General features: G+C 61.8%; 17 protein-coding genes. 4 read left to right on the top strand and 13 right to left on the bottom strand.

The features are described 5' to 3' along the window. The first annotated feature begins 7 nt into the window (after positions 1 to 7). Both pgl and edd read left to right on the top strand, forming a co-directional pair. Positions 8 to 706, top strand: coding sequence for a 6-phosphogluconolactonase (gene pgl / locus EKH55_RS01410; protein WP_069459459.1), 699 nt, complete (start codon positions 8 to 10; stop codon positions 704 to 706). A 187-nt stretch (positions 707 to 893) separates the two neighbouring features. After that, complete coding sequence (gene edd / locus EKH55_RS01405) at positions 894 to 2,714, top strand: phosphogluconate dehydratase (protein ID WP_069459460.1); 1,821 nt, start codon at positions 894 to 896, stop codon at positions 2,712 to 2,714. Positions 2,715 to 2,857: 143 nt separating this feature from the next. On the opposite strand, the gene EKH55_RS01400 is transcribed toward edd, so the two are convergent. The 6 genes from EKH55_RS01400 to EKH55_RS01375 form a co-directional block, all read right to left on the bottom strand. Further along, entirely contained in the window at positions 2,858 to 3,268 is a 411-nt protein-coding gene (locus EKH55_RS01400) for a hypothetical protein (RefSeq protein ID WP_069459983.1), read from the bottom strand. Between the two features lie 227 nt (positions 3,269 to 3,495). Continuing rightward, positions 3,496 to 4,584 (bottom strand): ABC transporter ATP-binding protein, encoded by a 1,089-nt coding sequence (locus EKH55_RS01395; protein ID WP_069459461.1) that lies wholly within the window; start codon positions 4,582 to 4,584, stop codon positions 3,496 to 3,498. A gap of 20 nt (positions 4,585 to 4,604) precedes the next feature. After that, complete coding sequence (bglA, locus tag EKH55_RS01390) at positions 4,605 to 6,260, bottom strand: beta-galactosidase BglA (protein WP_069459462.1); 1,656 nt, start codon at positions 6,258 to 6,260, stop codon at positions 4,605 to 4,607. 27 nt (positions 6,261 to 6,287) lie between these two features. Further along, positions 6,288 to 7,433, bottom strand: coding sequence for an ABC transporter permease subunit (locus EKH55_RS01385; protein WP_151610840.1), 1,146 nt, complete (start codon positions 7,431 to 7,433; stop codon positions 6,288 to 6,290). 1 nt (position 7,434) lies between these two features. Further along, positions 7,435 to 8,442, bottom strand: coding sequence for a carbohydrate ABC transporter permease (locus tag EKH55_RS01380; protein WP_069459464.1), 1,008 nt, complete (start codon positions 8,440 to 8,442; stop codon positions 7,435 to 7,437). A gap of 258 nt (positions 8,443 to 8,700) precedes the next feature. Next, complete coding sequence (locus EKH55_RS01375) at positions 8,701 to 10,059, bottom strand: ABC transporter substrate-binding protein (RefSeq protein WP_151610839.1); 1,359 nt, start codon at positions 10,057 to 10,059, stop codon at positions 8,701 to 8,703. 282 nt (positions 10,060 to 10,341) lie between these two features. Between EKH55_RS01375 and EKH55_RS01370 the strand changes: the two genes are divergently transcribed. After that, positions 10,342 to 11,373: a substrate-binding domain-containing protein gene (locus EKH55_RS01370; RefSeq protein ID WP_069459985.1), complete on the top strand. Its 1,032-nt coding sequence runs from the start codon at positions 10,342 to 10,344 to the stop codon at positions 11,371 to 11,373. A gap of 137 nt (positions 11,374 to 11,510) precedes the next feature. Here the strand turns inward: EKH55_RS01370 and folD are convergent, their stop codons facing one another. Further along, on the bottom strand, positions 11,511 to 12,410 hold the full coding sequence (gene folD / locus EKH55_RS01365) for a bifunctional methylenetetrahydrofolate dehydrogenase/methenyltetrahydrofolate cyclohydrolase FolD (RefSeq protein ID WP_151610838.1): 900 nt from the start codon (positions 12,408 to 12,410) through the stop codon (positions 11,511 to 11,513). Positions 12,411 to 12,780: 370 nt separating this feature from the next. Here folD and EKH55_RS01360 point away from each other — a divergent pair, with 370 nt between their 5' ends. Then, on the top strand, positions 12,781 to 13,773 hold the full coding sequence (locus EKH55_RS01360) for a glycosyltransferase family 2 protein (RefSeq protein WP_069459466.1): 993 nt from the start codon (positions 12,781 to 12,783) through the stop codon (positions 13,771 to 13,773). 26 nt (positions 13,774 to 13,799) lie between these two features. On the opposite strand, the gene EKH55_RS01355 is transcribed toward EKH55_RS01360, so the two are convergent. The 6 genes from EKH55_RS01355 to flhA all read right to left on the bottom strand — a co-directional run bounded on the left by EKH55_RS01355 (position 13,800) and on the right by flhA (position 18,848). Beyond that, positions 13,800 to 14,369, bottom strand: a complete 570-nt coding sequence (locus tag EKH55_RS01355; RefSeq protein WP_151610837.1) for a hypothetical protein — start codon at positions 14,367 to 14,369, stop codon at positions 13,800 to 13,802. Then, the gene (locus tag EKH55_RS01350) at positions 14,369 to 14,737 is read right to left on the bottom strand and encodes a hypothetical protein (RefSeq protein ID WP_151610836.1); all 369 of its coding nucleotides are present in this window, start codon (positions 14,735 to 14,737) and stop codon (positions 14,369 to 14,371) included. The genes EKH55_RS01355 and EKH55_RS01350 overlap by 1 nt, the downstream gene beginning before the upstream one ends. Positions 14,738 to 14,887: 150 nt before the next feature. Next, positions 14,888 to 15,439 carry a rod-binding protein gene (locus EKH55_RS01345; RefSeq protein ID WP_069459469.1) on the bottom strand — a complete coding sequence of 184 codons (552 nt, stop codon included), beginning with the start codon at positions 15,437 to 15,439 and terminating at the stop codon, positions 14,888 to 14,890. 100 nt (positions 15,440 to 15,539) lie between these two features. Next, on the bottom strand, positions 15,540 to 15,953 hold the full coding sequence (locus EKH55_RS01340; RefSeq protein ID WP_151610835.1) for a hypothetical protein: 414 nt from the start codon (positions 15,951 to 15,953) through the stop codon (positions 15,540 to 15,542). Between the two features lie 58 nt (positions 15,954 to 16,011). Continuing rightward, entirely contained in the window at positions 16,012 to 16,764 is a 753-nt protein-coding gene (gene fliR, locus EKH55_RS01335; RefSeq protein ID WP_069459471.1) for a flagellar biosynthetic protein FliR, read from the bottom strand. After that, on the bottom strand, positions 16,761 to 18,848 hold the full coding sequence (flhA, locus tag EKH55_RS01330; RefSeq protein ID WP_069459472.1) for a flagellar biosynthesis protein FlhA: 2,088 nt from the start codon (positions 18,846 to 18,848) through the stop codon (positions 16,761 to 16,763). Before flhA ends, fliR begins: the two co-directional genes overlap by 4 nt. Positions 18,849 to 18,959: the final 111 nt, after the last annotated feature.

Raw genomic sequence — 18,959 nt, 5'->3', positions numbered from 1 at the left:
CCGGTCGATGAGCGCTATCCTGCACAGATACGACAACGGTGAAATGCTGGCAGAGGCGCTGGCGGATGCCGTCGGCGCCAGGCTTGGGGCGGCCGTCAATAGCCGCGGCGGCGCCAGCATCGCCGTATCGGGCGGCTCTACGCCCAAGGCATTCTTCCAGGCTCTGTCGAAACGTAAACTCGATTGGGCAAAAGTGAGTGTCACCCTTGTCGACGAGCGCTTCGTTCCGCCGGAAAGCGACCGCTCCAATCATGGGCTGGTCGCCGCCAACCTGCTCAAGAACTGGGCCGTCGAAGCGCGCTTCGTGCCGCTCTACCACAATTCGTCAAGCGCCGAGGAGGCGGCCGCCAAGGCAAGCGCGGCCACTGCGGATATCAATGCTCCCTTCGATGTCGTCGTGCTCGGGATGGGAACGGACGGGCATACCGCATCGTTCTTTCCCGGAGGAACGCGCCTTGAGGAGGCGCTCGATCCCGCGACACCGCGCGGCGTGATTACCATGGAGGCCGACGGCGCCGGCGAGACCCGCCTGACCCTTACGTTCTCCAGCCTACAGGACGCCGGATATTTGGTGCTGCATATCGAAGGTGACGCCAAGAAAGAGGTTCTTGCCCGGGCCGAAATGCCGGGCGAGGAGGCGGAGATGCCGATCCGCGCCGTGCTCCGGCGTGCGGCCTCGCCGCTGCAGGTTTACTGGGCGCCCTGACGCGCTCGGTGCGGGCGTCGCAGCCCCGATTCGCGACGTCCAGTTTGCAAGGCTCCTGATTCCTGCTGAATCAGGGGGCCGGCATTTCAGGGTTTACGGCGACATTTGCGCGTCCCAGGAGCATCTGCCGCTGTAAAGTCGATGACAGGATGAAGAGGAGTCCCGAGACTCCGGAACAGGATGTGATATGTCCGCCCATTCCAGCATTGCCGCCATTACCGCCCGCGTCATCGAACGCTCCAAAGCCACTCGCGAACCCTATCTCGATCGCGTTCGCAGCGCCGCCGCGAACGGACCGCACCGCAGCGTGCTCGGCTGCGGCAACCTCGCGCATGGCTTCGCCGTCTGTTCCCCCGCTGAGAAGGAGGCGCTCGCCGGCGACCGCGTTCCGAACCTCGGCATCATCACTTCCTACAACGACATGCTCTCGGCGCATCAGCCCTTCGAGACCTACCCGGCCCTGGTCCGTGAAGCCGCGCGCGAGGCCGGCGGCGTAGCGCAAGTTGCCGGCGGCGTGCCGGCCATGTGCGACGGTGTCACGCAGGGCCAGCCCGGCATGGAGCTGTCGCTTTTCTCCCGTGACGTCATCGCCATGGCCGCGGGCGTCGGCCTGTCGCACAACATGTTCGACGCGGCCGTCTATCTCGGCGTCTGCGACAAGATCGTGCCGGGCCTGGTAATCGCGGCACTGACTTTCGGTCACCTGCCGGCTGTCTTCATTCCAGCCGGACCGATGACTTCGGGCCTGCCGAACGACGAGAAGGCTCGCATCCGACAGCTCTTTGCCGAGGGCAAGGTCGGCCGCGACGAATTGCTCGAAGCCGAGTCGAAGTCCTATCACGGCCCCGGCACCTGTACCTTCTACGGCACCGCCAATTCCAACCAGATGCTGATGGAAATTATGGGCTTCCATCTGCCGGGCGCTTCCTTCATCAATCCCGGCACGCCCCTGCGCGATGCGCTGACCAAGGAGGCGGCGAAGCGCGCATTGGCGATCACCGCGCTCGGCAACGAATTCACGCCGGCCGGCGAGATGATCGACGAACGGTCGATCGTCAACGGCGTCGTCGGCCTGCACGCGACCGGAGGCTCGACCAACCATACCCTGCATCTCGTCGCCATGGCGCGCGCCGCCGGCATCGTGCTCACCTGGCAGGACATCTCCGAGCTCTCCGATATCGTGCCGCTGCTAGCCCGCGTCTATCCGAACGGCCTTGCGGACGTAAACCACTTCCACGCCGCTGGCGGCATGGGCTTCCTGATCAGCCAGTTGCTGAAGCACGGTCTGCTGCATGACGATGTCAGGACCGTCCACGGCCAAGGGCTTCAGGCCTATGCAATCGACGTGAAGCTCGGCGAGAACGGCAGCGTCAGGCGCGAGCCGGCGCCCCGGGAAAGCGCCGACCCCAGGGTGCTCGCGAGCATTGACCAGCCGTTTCAGCATACCGGCGGACTCAAGATGCTGACCGGCAATCTCGGCAAGGCCGTCATCAAGATCTCGGCCGTTAAGCCGGAGCGCCATATCATCGAGGCCCCGGCCAGGATCTTCAACGATCAGGCGGAACTGAACGCAGCCTTCAAGGCAGGCAAGCTGGAGGGCGATTTCGTCGCCGTCGTGCGCTTCCAGGGACCGAAGGCGAACGGCATGCCGGAACTGCACAAGCTGACGACGGTGCTCGGCATCCTGCAGGACCGCGGCCAGAAGGTGGCGATCGTCACCGACGGCCGCATGTCTGGCGCCTCGGGCAAGGTGCCGGCGGCGATCCATGTCACCCCGGAAGCAAAGGATGGCGGACCCATCGCCCGCGTTCAGGAGGGCGACATCATCCGCATCGACGCCGTCAAGGGAACGATTGAAGTGCTGATCGAAGACATCGCGCTAAAAACGCGCGTGCCGGCGCATATCGATCTGTCCGAGAACGAATACGGCATGGGCCGCGAGCTTTTCGCTCCGTTCCGCCAGATTGCCGGAACGGCCGACCACGGCGCCAGCGTACTGTTCCAGTGACAAGGGTTACGAGCTCGGCGTTCACAGCGACCGCAGCGCCCTGATAAGACGCGCGGCGCTGTAAGCTTGGATGACCTCCGTGGCGCGACGCGGTCTCATCCTTCGTCGTGTGGCATGTGAGCATGTTGCTCCGGCCGCAGCCGTCAGCCGTAGATGTCGAGCGTGCGGTTGCGGTGGTTCGGATGGGTGCTGTAGACGAAGATCCGATTGAGGTCGCGGTCGCTCAACAGCCGCAGGAACCGCGCTTCGATGATGTTGTTGGCATGGACGCGCTTCAGGAGACAGCCGATCAGCGGGATGCGGGCACTCGGGATGTCCAGATAGAAGTTCTGGGGCAATTGGAACTGCGTGAGGATGCCGATCACCGCGCTGCTCTTCGACAGCTTGATGATCTCGCAACGGCGCGAAGACAGGTGCTGCATCCCCTTCTCTGTGTATTCGATCCGGGCCTCGTTGCGCGTGTCTTCCATCGGGAAGTTCGTTTCCCGATCATACATGAAGGACTCTTCCTTGTTGAGGAAGTGCTGGTGCACCACAGGGGCCTCGCTGCGCATCGAAATCACCTTTCGTGTTTCATTTTCGGCCAGGCTACCCCATGAAATTTAATAGAGCGTTTGCATTAATGGGGCTGTGGAAAGAGCTGGAAAAGCGAAAAACTTCCCCGGAATTGCCCCTCATTCGCCTGAAGGGCAATTTCCTCCGCCCTGCCGCGGCGCCGCAACTCTTTGGATCTGCGCATCGAAGCTTCCGAAATTACGTCACGATATTTCGGGGCGATGCGCTAGACCCGGTAGCTGCGCCCGTTCGCGTCGAAGAGATGCAGCTTGGCTTTGTCGGCGGTGAAGCGCACCCTGTCGCCGCGGCCGACCTTCAGGATGCCCGGCAATTTGGCGATGATCGGTTCGCTCTCGACCAGCCCTTCGATGTAGAGCAGCGTCACTTCGCCGAGCGCCTCGACGATCGAAACCGTTCCCTCGAACAGGAAATCCTCGCCCTCGGTGACCTGCAGGTCCTCCGGGCGCACGCCGAAGCTCGCCGTCTTTCCGTTCTCCGACGCATCGGTCGCGATGTCGAGCGTCACGGACTTCCCGCCCACGAGCGTCACCGTCGTCTGGGCGCCTGCCGCCTTGATTGTCGAGGGGAAGACGTTCATGGCCGGTGAGCCGATGAAGCGGGCAACGAAGAGGTTCGCCGGCCGCTCGTAGAGCTCGAGCGGAGCGCCCACCTGCTCGATATGCCCCAGAGAAAGAACCACGATGCGATCCGCGAGCGTCATCGCCTCCACCTGGTCGTGGGTGACGTAGATCATCGTCGTGTCCGCCATGCGTTCGTGGAGCTTGGCGATTTCGATGCGGGTCGCGACGCGGAGCGCCGCGTCGAGGTTGGAGAGCGGTTCGTCGAAGAGGAAGACCTTGGGGTTGCGGCAGATCGCCCGACCGATCGCCACGCGCTGCCGCTGACCGCCGGAGAGTGCCTTCGGCAGCCGGTCGAGATAGTTGGTGAGTTGGAGGATTTCCGCAGCATTGCGGACGCGCCGATCGATCTCCTCCTTCGATTCCTTGGCGATCCGCATGCCGAATGCCATGTTGTCGTAGACGGTCATATGCGGATAGAGCGCATAGGACTGGAACACCATGGCGATGCCACGTTTCGAGGGCGGCACGTCGTTGACGCGCTCGTTTTCGATGTACATGTCGCCGCCGGTGATCTCCTCGAGGCCGGCGATCATTCTGAGCAATGTCGACTTTCCGCAGCCGGAAGGGCCAACGAAAACAACAAACTCGCCCTCCTTGATGTCGAGATTGATGCCGTGAATGACATCGACCGCTCCATAGGATTTGCGGATATCTTTTAACAACAGGCCCGTCATCGCACCCTCCCCTCGGATTTCTAGGCCAGGCGCGCGAAAAACGCGCTCCAGGCCGGAAGATTGATCTTGTTGTCCTTTATATCTGAAACGAAGCCGTGACCTTCGAGCAGTTCCAACGTGCCGCCCGGCTTGTGGCCGGCCACGGCCTCTCCGCTCATGTTGAACAGGCAGAAGAGCCGCTCGTCGCCATGGGTCCTCACAATGCCGAGGAGCGGCCCGCGCGTCTCTACAATTTCGATCTCGCCCTTGGCGAAGGCCGGATGCGCTTTCCTGAACTGCAGGAAACGGCGGTAATGCTCAAGCACCGAATCCGGATCCCCCTCCTGCATGGCGACGGCATGCGACAGGTGGTTTGCCGGAATCGGCAGCCAGGGCCTCCCTTCGCTGAAGCCCCCGTCCAGGCGGCTCTCCCAGACCATCGGCGTCCGGCAGCCGTCGCGCCCCTTGAAGTCCGGCCAGAACTGGATGCCGTAGGGATCTCGCAGATCCTCATAGGCAAGATCCGCTTCGAAGAGAGCCAGTTCCTCGCCCTGATAGATGCAGACGGAGCCGCGCAGCGACATGAGCACGCTCGAAAGCAGCTTGGCATGAGCAACGTGGTCTCTGACGCTGGTACCCCAGCGGCTGACATGACGCACGACATCGTGGTTGGAAAAGGCCCAGCAGGCCCACCCTTCCGGCGCCACTTCGTGGAACTGCTCGAGCACCTCGGCGATCCGCGCGGGCGTCAGCGGATCCGGCGACAGAAACTCGAAGGCATAGCACATATGCACCTTGTCGCCTCCGGATGTGTATTCGCCGGCGATCTCAAGACCGCGCTGGCTGTCGCCCACCTCGCCGACGGCGGCAATCGCCGGGAACTCGTCCATCACCGCGCGGAAGCGCTTCAAGAACTCCAGGTTCTCCGGCCGGTTCTTGTCGTAGATATGTTCCTGATAGTTGTACGGATTGACCGCCGGCGCTGTGGAGGCATTGCGGCGCGCCGGCGCCAGTGCCGGATTATCGCGCAACTCCTTGTCATGAAAGTAGAAGTTGATTGTGTCGAGACGGAAGCCGTCGACGCCACGCTCGAGCCAGAAGCGTTCGACGGCGAGCAGCGCCTCCTGCACCTCCGGATTGTGCAGGTTCAGATCAGGCTGTGCGGTCAGGAAATTGTGCAGGTAATATTGCTGTCTCGTCGGATCCCAGGCCCAGGCGGAGCCGCCGAAGATCGACAGCCAGTTGTTGGGCGGCGTTCCGTCCGGCTTGGAATCCGCCCAGACATACCAGTCAGCCTTGGCATTGGTGCGGCTCGAGCGGCTCTCCATAAACCACGGGTGCACGTCCGACGTATGCGACAGGACGAGGTCGATCATCACCCGGATGCCGAGTCGGTGCGCCTCGGCGATCACCTCGTCGAAATCCTGGAGCGTGCCGAAGAGCGGATCGACATCCGTGTAGTTGGAGACGTCGTAACCGAAGTCCCGCATCGGCGAGGTGAAGAAGGGCGATATCCATATGGCGTCGGCGCCAAGCGCCGCCACATGCGGGAGCCGGGCGGTGATACCCCTGAGATCGCCGATGCCGTCACCATTTGTGTCCTGGAACGAGCGCGGATAGATCTGATAGATCACTGCGCCGCGCCACCAGTCCTTGTCGGGCTGCAAGGTGGAGTTCGCCGTTGCATTGATGTTCATGCGTTCTATGGGTCCTTGTCCTTGAAGTCAGCCGCCCTTGACCGAGCCCGCCAGCAACCCACGAACGAGGTAGCGTTGCAGCGCGAAAAACACGATCAGCGGAACGACGATGGTGATGAAGGCGGAAGCGGTGAGAATTTCCCAGTTGCCGCCGCGCGACCCGAGGAGGTTGACGAGACGTCCTGTCAGAACGAGCTGGTCATTGCCGGCACCCAGGAAGACGATGGCGACGAGAAGATCGTTCCAGGTCCAGAGGAACTGGAAAATCGCAAAGGAGGCAAGCGCTGGGAACGACAGTGGCAGGATGATTTTGACGAAGATGTCGAAGTCGCTGGCGCCATCGACCCGCGCCGATTCCATGATCTCTCGCGGGAGGCCGGCCATGTAGTTGCGCAGGAGATAGATCGCAAGCGGCAGGCCGAAACCGGTATGGGCGAGCCATATGCCCATATAGGTCTTGGCCGGGAGGCCGAGGAAGGCGCCGACGTCGTTATAGAGCCTCAGAAGCGGAATGAGCGACATCTGCAGCGGCACGACCAGAAGTCCGACGACGACGGCGATCAGGATCGCCCGACCGGGAAAGGTCATCCAGGCGAGCGCATAGGCCGCGAAGGCAGCGATCAGGATCGGAATGACGGTGGAGGGAACCGCAACCGTCAGCGAATTGATGAAGGACCTGCCGATTCCGGCCGCACTCAGGACTTCGCCGTAGTTTTCGAGCGTGAAGCGTGGTGGCGTTGAGGCGGTGAAGAATATGCGCTGACCACGCGACCCTTCCATACGGGTGTTGGAGACGATTTCAAAGCTGCCGTCCGCCTGGACGGTCAGCCTCTCGCCGTCATTGAGTTCCGCCGTCTCCCCCGACTTGAATGCGGTGGGTTCGCGGCTGGAGAAGCCGAAGGCGGAAATCTCGCCGCCCTGGCCTTGCAGCAGATTGCCGGCAATGACGAAGGTGCCGTCCCGTTCGACCTGGCTTTCGGGCGACGGTGCGCGCGCGACATCGTTGCGCGACGACGTGGAAAGCGCCGTCCACCAGCCTGAAACGGCCAATTGGTCCTTGTCGCGCAGCGACGAGATCAGAAGGCCGGCGGTCGGGAGTGTCCAGAGAAGTACCAGCAGCAGCACGGAAAGATGGACGACCCAGGTGAGCGGGGAGCGTTTTGACGCGGTCATGTCAGTGTCCTCCCGTTTCCTTGGCCGCATTGCGGATGTTCCAGATCATGATCGGAATGACGAGGATCATGATGACGACGGCGATCGAGGCGCCGCGGCCGAAATCGCCGCCGCCGCGGAACATCCAGTCGAACATCAGGTTGGCGAGCACCTGGCTCTGCCATTGCCCGTTCGTCATCGCCAGCACGATATCGAAGACTTTGAGAACGAGGATGGTGATGGTGGTCCAGACGACGGCGATCGTCCCCCAGATCTGGGGAACCATGATCTTGAAGAAGATCTGCCAGCCATTGGCACCATCGATCACCGCGGCCTCGATCGTCTCCTCCGGAATACCGCGCAGTGCCGCCGACAGGATGACCATGGCAAAGCCGGTCTGGATCCAGATGAGGATGACCATCAGGAAGAAATTGTTCCAGAACGGCAGCGTGATCCAGGCCTGCGGCTCGCCTCCGAGGGCAACGACGATGGCGTTCAGGAGGCCGATCTGCTCGGAGCCCGCGGACCGGTAGTCATAGATGAACTTCCAGATGACGGCGGCCCCCACGAAGGAGATCGCCATCGGCATGAAGATCAGCGTCTTGGCGATATTGCCCCACCAGATGCGGTCCGTAAGGGCCGCGATGATGAGGCCAAAGAAGGTCGACAGCGCCGGCACGACGAGCAGCCAGAGGAAATTGTTGAAGATCGACTGGCGGAACTCGCCGTCATTGAGCATCCAGACGTAGTTGCGCAGCCCGACGAAATTCTGTCCGGCGCGACCGTGAAAGCTCAGATAGACGGACTGAACGACCGGGTAGATCAGATAGATCGTCAGCGCGAATAGGGCCGGCGCCAGGAACAGCCAGGGCCGGATGGCATTGGTGATGCGCAGATTGCGCGACGCGGCAGCCCCCGATAGGCCCTTTGACGGAAAAATCCAGTCGAGAACGAAGTTGGTGGACCAGAAATAGGCGGCACAGGCCAGAACGCCCGCTATCATCGTGACGATTGCAGCAATCAGCTGCATGACACATCCCTCCCCTCACATGCGAGCGGAACCGGCGCCCGGCACATCACCTTGGCGGCCCTACCGTTCAATTTGCACGTCTCCTCAGGTCGCCCTCGATTTAAGGACAAAGACATGCGGTAATTCAAGGTGCTACGGCGGCCGTTGTGCGTCGGATATGACGCGCGGCGCTGTAGTTTCCGACTGCCCGCCCCACGGACAATCCGAGTTGGCCGGATGGCGGACGACGCGCTCCGTCGTCCGCCGCTTGCTTCGACCCTATTTAATGGCGTCCCAGGCCTTCTGCACGTCGGCTGCAACATCGTCCGCGGACTTGCCGCCGACGAAGTCGACCATGCCGGTCCAGAAGGCGCCTGCTCCGATCTTGCCTGGCATCAGGTCGGAACCGTCGAAACGGAAGGTGGTGGCGCTCAGCAGGATTTCGCCCTGCTTCTTGAGCGGCGGATTGCCATAGACGTCGACATTGACGCCCTTGTAGGGCGTCAGGAAGCTCGTCTGCGCCATCCACACTTCGTGCGCGATCGGGGTCTTGAGGAAGTCGATGAAAGCGCGTGCGGCCGGCGTGTCCTTGGTGATCATTGCCAGCGTGCCGGCGCCGAGCACCGGATTGCCGAGTTCCTTCTTGCTCTCATAGGGAGGCATGTAGAAGAAGTCGGCATCCTCGCCCACCACCGTGCCCTCCGGGAAAAAGGACGGAATGAACGAGGCCTGGTGGTGCAGGTAGCACTTCGGAGGCGACGCAAAGAGTCCTTTCGGGCTGTCGCGGAAATCCGTCGACGCGACGGCTGCGGCGCCGCCGTCGACGAACGCGTCGTTGCGTGCGAACCAACCGAACTCTTCGAGCGCGCCGACGACGGCCGGATCGGTAAAGGGAATTTCGTTGGTGACCCACTTGTCGTAGACTTCCGGAGGCTGCGTGCGCAGCATCAGGTCCTCGACCCAGTCGGTAGCCGGCCATCCCGTCGCGCCCCCGGATCCGAGCCCGATGCACCAGGGCTTCTCGCCATCAGCGGCGATCTTCTCGGTCAGCTCCTTGAGTTCCTCCATCGTCTTCGGCACTTCATAGCCGGCATCCTCGAAGTTCTCCGGCACGTACCAGACGAGAGACTTGACGTCGATCTTATAGGGAAAGCCGAAAAGGGCCGGCGCGCCGTCCTTGCCGTTATAGGTCGCGAGATCAACCCAGGACTGGCCGGCGGAATAGTTGTCGAGCAGCCATTGCTTGGTCTCGTCGCCAAGCGGCGTCAGGTAGCCCTTGGAGGCAAGGTCGGCAATCAGGCCCGGCTGCGGAAGGATTGCCACATCCGGCGGGCTGCCGGCTTGGGTGTCGATGACGATCTGCTGTTCGTAGTTCTCGGAGGACGAATACTTGACCTCAACGCCGGTGGCTTCGGCGAAATAGGCGTAGACGCTCTTGAACAGCGCCTCGTCCTCTCCGCGCCAGGGACCAAAGATCGTCAGCGTCTGACCCTTCACGTCATGCGCGCTCTTGAATTCCTCAAAGCTCGCCCAGTTGAATTTCGAATCCTCCCCCGGCTGAAACTTCAGGTCGGCAGCACTGGCACCACCCGCAAGCAGCGCGAGCGCCGCCACTCCCATCAGCAATGATGTCTTCACGTTCAAGTCCTCCCGAAAAAAGCCCGACGGTTCGCCGCCGGCCGGATCGTCAACGCGCCAAATTCAAAGCGCTTTGAGTTCGCCAACACTCCATTGCAACCGGCAAAGAGTCAAGAGATTTCCTCCACGAAGCGTGTTTTGCGTTGCGACGCGAATTTTGCAATGCAAAACAAGGATTTTCTGCTTTCTTCCGCCATGGTCCGAATGGTACACATAGAAAAAGCGCTGGTGAATACGACAAAAATAACACACGTATCCAAAGCGCTTTGGAGGAGTCCGACCATGGCGGTCAATCTGAAACAGCTGGCGGAGCTACTCGGCCTGTCCCAGACGACGGTCAGCCGGGCGCTCAACGGCTATCCGGAAGTCAATGCGGAAACGCGCCGGCGGGTGCTCGACGCAGTGCGCACCACCGGCTATCGTCCGAACCGGGCGGCCCAGCGGCTCGCCACGGGAAAAGCCTATTCGATCGGCCTCGTGATGCCGATTGCATCCGGCATTGATTCCGACATTCATTTCGGGGAGTTCCTGGCGGGCCTCGCCGAGGAGGCACTGAAGCACGATTTCCATTTCGTGCTCAACCCGAGCGCCCCCGACGACGAGGAAGCAACGTTTCGGCGGCTTGCCGCGAGCGGCAATGTCGACGCGGTTTTCCTCGCCTATATGCGCCGGAACGATCCGCGCATTCCGATACTGAAATCGCTCTCCATCCCCTTCGTCGTGCACGGCCGTTCGATGGGCGGACCACGCGACTATCCCTTTCTCGATGTCGACAATACGCGCGCGTTCTACGACGCGGCCAAGCTCCTGCTCCAGCTCGGCCATCATCGGATCGCATTGATCAACGGCCCGGAGTATCTCGCCTTTTCCCTCCGTCGTAAAAAGGGGCTGATGCTGGCGCTCGAAGAATGGGGCCTCCATCATGACGAGGCGCTCGTCCACCATTCGGTCATGACGGACGAGTACGGCTACAGGAGCATGCAATCCTTCCTGCAGCGGCCGGACCCTCCGACGGCCGTCCTCTGCTCCAGTACCGTTCTGGCCCTCGGTGCCGTGAGGGCGATCAATCAGGCGGGCCTCGTCATCGGCCGCGACATTTCGGTCATTGCCCATGACGACGTGCTGCCGATGTTGAAGCCGGAGAATTTCAGCGTGCCGCTGACGACGACGCGCTCTTCGCTCAGGGCCGCCGGCGCACGCATTGCCACGCGCCTGATCGCCGGTATACTTAATCGCGGCGATTATCCGCAGCAGGAACTCTGGCGCGCCGAGCTGGTCGTACGCGCCTCGACGGGTTCGGCGCCGGGGCGATAGCCCTCACGACAACCGCCCCCTTCGATTGCACGCCTCCCGAAATCGAGTCGATATAGGACCTGCACATCAAAGTGCTGCAGCGCCGCGCGTCCGACACGGATGCGCGGCTGCAGGCTTGCTTTCGCGGCGGGTGACGCTCAGAATTTCGGCGGTTTGCGGCCGGCCTTGCGATACGCAGCGATGATCGTATTCGCCATCAGCATGGCGATCGTCATCGGTCCGACGCCACCCGGCACCGGCGTGATCACGCTTGCGACCTCGGCACACTCGTCGAAGGCCACGTCGCCGACGAGCTTCGTCTTGCCCTCGCCGCGCTCCGGTGCGGGCACGCGGTTGATGCCGATATCGATGACCATTGCGCCGGGCTTTACCCAGTTAGCCTTGACCATTTCAGGGCGACCGACCGCCGCCACCAGGATATCGGCATTGCGGCAGACGGCCGGCAGGTCCCCGGTGCGCGAGTGCGCGGTCGTGACCGTGGCATTGGCGGCGAGAAGCAGCGCCGACATCGGTTTCCCGAACAGGTTAGAGCGCCCGATGACGACTGCGTTGAGGCCGGAGAGGTCCTCTCCGTGGGTGCGGCGCACGAAGACCATGGCGCCGGCCGGCGTACAGGAGACAAGCCCTCCTTCGAGATCGCCGGTGGCGACCTTACCGGCATTGACGACATGCAGGCCGTCGACGTCCTTTTCCGGAAGGATCGACTGGATGATCGACTCCGAATGCAGGTGCTTCGGCAGCGGCAACTGTACAAGAATGCCATGAATCGACGGATCAGAGTTGAGTTCGGCGACCAGCGCTGCGAGTTCCTCCTGCGTTGTCTCCGTCGGCAAGGTATGCTGGACCGATAGGAAGCCGCATTCCTTGGCCATCTTGCTCTTTGCAGACACATAGGCGTGGCTTGCCGGATCGTCTCCGACGATGACGACCGCGAGCCCTGCCCGAACACCTGTCTCGGCCTCGAGAGCCTTGGTGGCGGATTTCACGGTTTCGATGACCGAAGCGGCAACGGCCTTGCCATCAATCACAGTCGTCACGGCATATCTCCCGGTTAGTCCCTATTGCCGGCACACTCTAGTCAGCGCACCGGGGCGCAATTGCCTGCCTGCGCCCTATGCTGTCCCAAATGGATAAATGCAAGGGCCTAGACGGGAACGACGGTCTGCTCGCGCGGCGACGCCCGCATTTCCTTGCATCCGTGAAAGAGAGCAGTGGAACCGCGTGCGAGAAGTGGAAGGATCACTGCAGCACTTCGAAGAGCAAGCAGTGGCGTGGTCGCCGAACGCTCGGCCGACGGCTCACTTGGCATTACGCGCAAACCGCTTCGGTGGTAGAATTGTTTTATTCAGCATGCGTTTAGGAAGGCTGCTTTAATATTTCCCCTGAGGTTTGCGTACGGGTTTTTCAATGGCGCCGAACGGGCAGGATATTTCTATCCATTTCCAAAGCGAGCTCGAAGACAGGGCCGATGTCGATCTCGTCGTGGTGGTCCCGACGTTCCGCAATCCCGAACACCTCGTCAAAACGCTGAAGACGATCGTTTCGCAGCGCCCCGACGTCCCTTTGGCGACGCTGGTCGTCGAAGAGGGCGGGGAACGACCGGCGGGCGCAGACGCAGCCAAAGCCTTCTTTCTCAGCCGTCCGTCCGATTCCGCGGTGATCATCTGTCGCAGGCATGGACGATGCCACGCCTTGAATGCTGCGTTGTCGACGGCCCTCGAACTTTATCCCAATCTGCATGCGATCGCCGTTATCGGCGATGACGAGGTCGCGGCGCCCGAATGGCTGGACGGCCTCATGGCTGTGCAGGAAGCCTACGGGGCGGATATCGTCGGCGGCCCACAACTGCCGGTGTTCGAACATCCGCAGGATCAGCGATGGAAGCGGCACCCCGTGTTCGCGCCCCCCTACGACGTCACCGGACCGGTGCCGATGCTTTATTCCGCCAGCAACATTCTCGTGGCGCGGGCGGTGCTTGAGGCGATGCCGCAGCCGTTTCTCGATCCCGCCGTGGACGTCGTCGGCGGCTGCGCGTTGGATCTGTTCCAGCGGTGTAAGGCTTCAGGGTTCTCTTTTGCCTGGGCCGCGGATGCCTGGGTGACGCAAACGGTACCCGGGAATCGCGCGATCGCCGCATGGGTTCGCGGCAGGAGCCTTCGCCGCGGCAGGGTTTCGGCCTATCTCGCGCATCGCCGCGATCCGACTCTGACCGGCCGGTTGAAGAGGCTCGGCGCATCCCTGGCGCTCATGACCACGTCGCTGCCGCGCGGCGTGAAGCTTTGGGCGGAAACCGGGCTTGCCTTCGCCGCCCTCCACTATTTCCACGTGGCGCGAGGGCGCGTCACGGCCGAGTTCGGCCTGGTCAGGCAAGAAGACCACAAGCCCGAACCGTCGGGCTGATATATGAGACGGCGGCCGCTGTTCGTTCAGTGGACGCTGCCGCTTGCCTTGACCGCCGCTTCGGGAAGCTTGTCGGCGGCAACATTGCCGTTCCTGTCGACAACGGGTGCCGGCTTGTCGTAAGCGATGGCCTGTCCGCTCGAGGCGCGCTCCACATCCAGCTTGCTCAGATATTCGAGTTGCTCGACCAGCACTTCGGTAATCACTTCTCTGCCAAGCTTGCCATTCAGGCCGTCCTTCACCTGGAGCTTGAAGTGCGGCAAGTCGAACGAGCCGGTGTCGGCGACGTCGATGAACTTCGACCCGACGAGCAGATCGTAAAGTTCGTCGGTAACGAGTTGGCGGAGCGGCGCGTGCAGCTTCGCTATCCCTTCCCGCTTGGCAGAGAACGACAGTTTGGCCAGGAAATAGCCCTGGACGGCCCCGTCCTTGATCACCGGGACGGTGACGATTTCACCCGGCACGTACTCCTCCGAAGCCCGCCGCTCGGCCTCCGCATCGGAGAGAACCGGCGCCGACGCATATTGCATCGAAAAATAGACCGATCCGAGCGTAACGGCGCAGACCCAAACCCCGGTGAAAAGGAGCTTAAGCATCAGAAGTCGCTGTAACGGAATTGCGCTTCGGTATAGATGCCGTCCGCATCGGCATCCTGGGCGGCGGTCTTGAGAAGATCGACGACGGAGCGAACGGCCTCCAGATGCGCTTCAACCTTTTGCGCGTTGAGGTGCAGCTTCTGCCGCAGGTGGCGCGTCTGCGAGGCGAAAACCGGCGAGATCTCGCTGGGCGCAGCGTCACGATGCAGCATCGTCAATTCATACAGGCAGCGGCTCTTATGGGCGTTCGACGTCTTCATGTCGAAGTTCGGATCGATGCCGATCCGGCTGTTCTCGTTGTCGATGATCATCTCCAGGCGACCGAGGACGTTTTGAATGCGCAGGTCATTGGATGCCACAGCTTCCATATTTCAGCTCCCAAGCGATATCGGCGGGTGGACCCGAGGTCCTCGAGCCGCTCCAGGCCGCGTCGCACCCAAATTCCGTGCGATGCGCCTTACGTGTTTGATTTGATGACTGCCGATGTCCGGAACCGCTTCGGATCCCGGCGGCAGGCATCAGGCGTTCTTCTCTTTTTCGTCGCTCGTCAGATAAGCCGAGAGCGCCTTGCGCTCGTATTCCTGAACCATGCCGGCGGCGAGGTTTCGACTGTTGCCGTCGAGCGCCGCATTCACGCGTTCTACAGTATCATTTCCGGCCAGTCCCTTAGCGATGCCGATCCCGCCGCCTTTGGAGAGAACGTCGCCAATCTGCTCCGCCATCATGCTCTTCCAGATGTCACCGGAGGTGCCCTTGCCGAAGACACTCTCGCTGTCGTTCGGCAGCATCGATTTCACGAAATTCTGCAACACCATCGCCTCGAATTTGCGATAGGTCTCAGGAACCTTTTTCGCTTCGCCCCGGTTGGCGATGTCGCCGAGGCCGCTCGAGCCCTCCGAGCCGTTCAGCACGGAAACGGCAGCGGCAAAACCATTGCCGCTTTCCGCGAGGCTGGTCGCCTGGAAGGCGGCGCGATTGGCCTTCAGCCGCGCCTGCGCCTCCTGGACCTCCGCCGGATCGGCTGCGCGGACGACGTCCATCACCAGGTCGCTGGGCGGGGAAATTGCCATGTCAGAATCCTCTCGAAGACGGCTGCCGCGAGCGTCATTCGGCAACCCCATCCCGTTTCGAACCGGCAACCCGCTTTCGGCAGGTGGTCCGGCTGACCCACTATCGCCGCTCAACCTTACCGGAAACTGGTGCCTGAACCGCAACGTGCTGGTCGATCAGGTCGAAGATTTGATTGTCCGCCGCCTCGCGCTCCTCCGCCAGGCGCGCATCCTTCATGCTCTCTTCGAGCCGGTCGCCCTTGGCGCGTTCCTTGAGCATACGCGCCTCGTGCACTTGCTGGATGCCGAGCAGCATCTGGTCCTTCTGGACCAGCCGTCCGAGATGCGAGGCGTAGTGGCCGGACAACATACGGTGCATGGGATGGCCCGAGCCCATGGCATCGACGACCACGTCGATCGTGCCGGCGAGTTCCTGGCGCTGGAGAGCGGTCTCGGCAAGTTCGGTCTCGGCCATGCGTTCCAGATGCCGCTGTACCGCGACGAGTCGTTTCAGTTTTTCCGATCGCGTCTTCATCGCCAGACTTCAGTCCTCGTGCAGGAGCGGGATGCGGGAACCAGCAATCTCAATCCATTCAGCCGCCCTGCATCACCAGCGAGAATCCGTCTGCGAAAAGGTGCAGCATGGCAGCGATACCGAGGTAAAGCAGGAACAGACCACCCATGATGAGATAGGGCTGCGAGATGAAATAAATCGGGATCTGCGGCGCCAGCTTGTTCACCATGCCGATGGCGACGTTGAAAAGCAGGCCATAGATCACAAACGGGCTTGCGAGGCGCAGCATGATGAGGAAGGTCTGCTCCAGCGAATTCGCAAGCGTGATCAGCATGCCCTGCGGATCGAACCCCCCGCCGATCGGCATTGCCCGATAGGACTGCGCGATCGCCTCGAAGAGCACGTGGTGGAAATCCAGCATGAAGAGAAGCATGAGCCCGGCAAAGCTGATCATGCTGGTCAGCTGATTCTCCGCCGTATCCTCCAGAACGTCGTTCGACGGCGGCGGGCTGAAGCCGATCAGCATCGTCAGCGCGGTTCCCGCAAATTGCAGCCCGAGAACGTAATAGCGTGCGACGAGCCCGATGATTGCTCCGACGAGGGTCTCGCTTGCGACGAGATAGAGATAGGCGTGCCCCTTCCCCGCCACCTGCGGATAGATATCCGTCCACATGATCGGCAGGATGGCCATTGACAGTGCGACGGCGATGAACAGCCGGACCTGAAGGGGAACGCGGGCGGTGGAAAAACCCGGCATGATCATGACGCAGCCGCCGATGCGGCAAAAGGCGGCAAACAGCGCCAGAACCGTGCCCTCGGGATCGGTTATCATGAAATCGAGCCGATGATCTTGATCTCAAGCCCCTTGGCCAGTTCGACATGGGAGAGGACCGGCAATGTGGCGAAGAGTCGTTCGATGATCATGCGCACATAAGAACGGGATTCGGGCGAGCTTACCAGTACGAAGGGCATACCGCGATCGAGATGTTCACGAATAACTTTCGTCGCCTGTTCGCTGAACTCCTCGAGATGCCGCGGGTCGATGTCGAACTCAACGATCTCGCCCTTGGCGTCGCGTTTCAACGCCTGATGAAACACCATGTCCCATTTGTTGCCGAGCCTCAGGACGCGCAGCACGCCGTTGTCGGCAAGATCGCCGCAGAGCTGCTGCGACATGCGCACGCGCACATGCTCGACGATCTGCTCGGTCTTGCGGACATGCGGGGCCAGTTCCGCCACGGCTTCCAGGATCAGGTGGAGATTTCGGATCGACACCCGCTCGGCGAGCAGCAATTTCAACACCGCCTGCAGGCCGGAATAGGACATGTGCGAAGTGCATATCTCGTCCGCGAGCTTGCGGTATTCGGGATCGAGCCGCTCGATCAGCACCTTGACGTCCTTGTAGGATAACAGTTGCGGCAGGTTGTTGCGGATCACCTCGCTCAAATGCGTGAGTACCACCGAAACATTGTCGATCGGGTGGAAACCCTCGCGCTTCAGGTCCTCCGTAAAGGTCTCGAGGATAGAGAGGGCCGGCATGCCGAAGGCAGGTTCGCGGATCTCGTCCCCCGGCACGCTCGGACGGCGGCCGGCGCCGGTCACCACCAGCACTTCGCCGACCCGCACCGTGTTCGACGCGATGGTCGTGCCGTGAATGCGGATGTGATAGGCCTTGTCCGGTATGGTGATGTCGTCGGAGACCTTGATCTCCGGAACGACGAGCCCGTATTGAAGGGCGAATTTTCGGCGCATCTTGCCGACCCGGAAGGCAAGTTCCTGATGCGCGCCGAGCAATCTCGTCGAGACCTGCTTGCCGAGCAGCAGCTCGACTTCCGCCGTCTTCAGTACAGACTTGACGGATTCCTTGTCCGCCTCCTTGCTCTCCTGGACCTTCGCGGCTTCCTGTGCGCGCTTTTCGGCATTGAGCGCCTCGATCTGCCTGGGGATGAACCAGCCGAGGAAGGCCATGCCGCCGCCGAGCACGGCAAAGGGCAGGAACGGCAGCCCCGGCATGACCGAAAGCAGAATGACGAGGCCTGCTGCGACCGTCAGCGCGCGCGGATAGCCGCTGAGCTGGCCGACGACCGCCTGATCCGTCGAACCCGCCGTACCGCCGCGCGACACGAGCAGGCCCGCGGCAAGCGAAACGATCAGCGCCGGGATCTGCGAGACGAGACCGTCGCCGACGGAAAGCTTGACGAAAACATCGGCCGCCTGGCTGATCGGCATGTCGTGGCGAAGATAGCCGATGACGATGCCGCCGAAGATGTTGATCGCCGTTATGATCAGGCCGGCGATCGCATCGCCGCGCACGAATTTCGAGGCACCGTCCATCGCACCGTAAAAGGAGCTTTCCTCTTCCAGTTCCCGCCGGCGGTGCTGCGCCGCCTTCTCGTCGATGAGGCCGGCGGAAAGGTCGGCGTCGATCGACATCTGCTTGCCGGGGATCGCGTCGAGCGTGAAGCGCGCGCCTACTTCCGCGATACGCGTGGCGCCCTTGGTGATGACGATGAAATTGACGGTGACCAGGATGAGGAAGACGATCAGGCCGATCACGAAATCGCCGGACATGACGAGGCTGGCGAAGCCGGAGATGACGCCGCCGGCGGCACCATGGCCTTCATGCCCGTGCGAAAGAATGACGCGCGTGGTCGCGATGTTCAGCGACAGGCGCGTCATGGTCGAGATCAGAAGGATTGTCGGGAAGGAGGAGAATTCGAGCGGCCGCTGGATCCACAGCGCAACCATCAGGATCAGCACTGAGAAGGCAATGGAAAAGGCGAGACCCAGATCGATCAGGAACGGCGGGATGGGCAGGAACAGAATTGACAGGATCATGACGATCCCGAGGGCGAAGCCGATATCCCGGCTCTTCGGGGCGAGTTTCGGGATGGTCAGCGTCGCCTGTTGTGCCATGTCTCTTCCGTCTCTTCATGAGAGGCGGGCAGCCATCACGCAAGCTGCCCCAAACTATGACGGAAGACCTAAAGGCCCAAGCTTGCGCGAGGGTGGTATCGGGAAGGAATT

The sequence above is a fragment of the Sinorhizobium alkalisoli genome, assembly GCF_008932245.1.
In the GTDB taxonomy this organism is placed as follows: Bacteria; Pseudomonadota; Alphaproteobacteria; order Rhizobiales; family Rhizobiaceae; genus Sinorhizobium; species Sinorhizobium alkalisoli.
The sequence above is the reverse complement of the archived record's forward strand: the minus strand, read 5'-3'. Positions and strand labels throughout refer to the sequence as shown.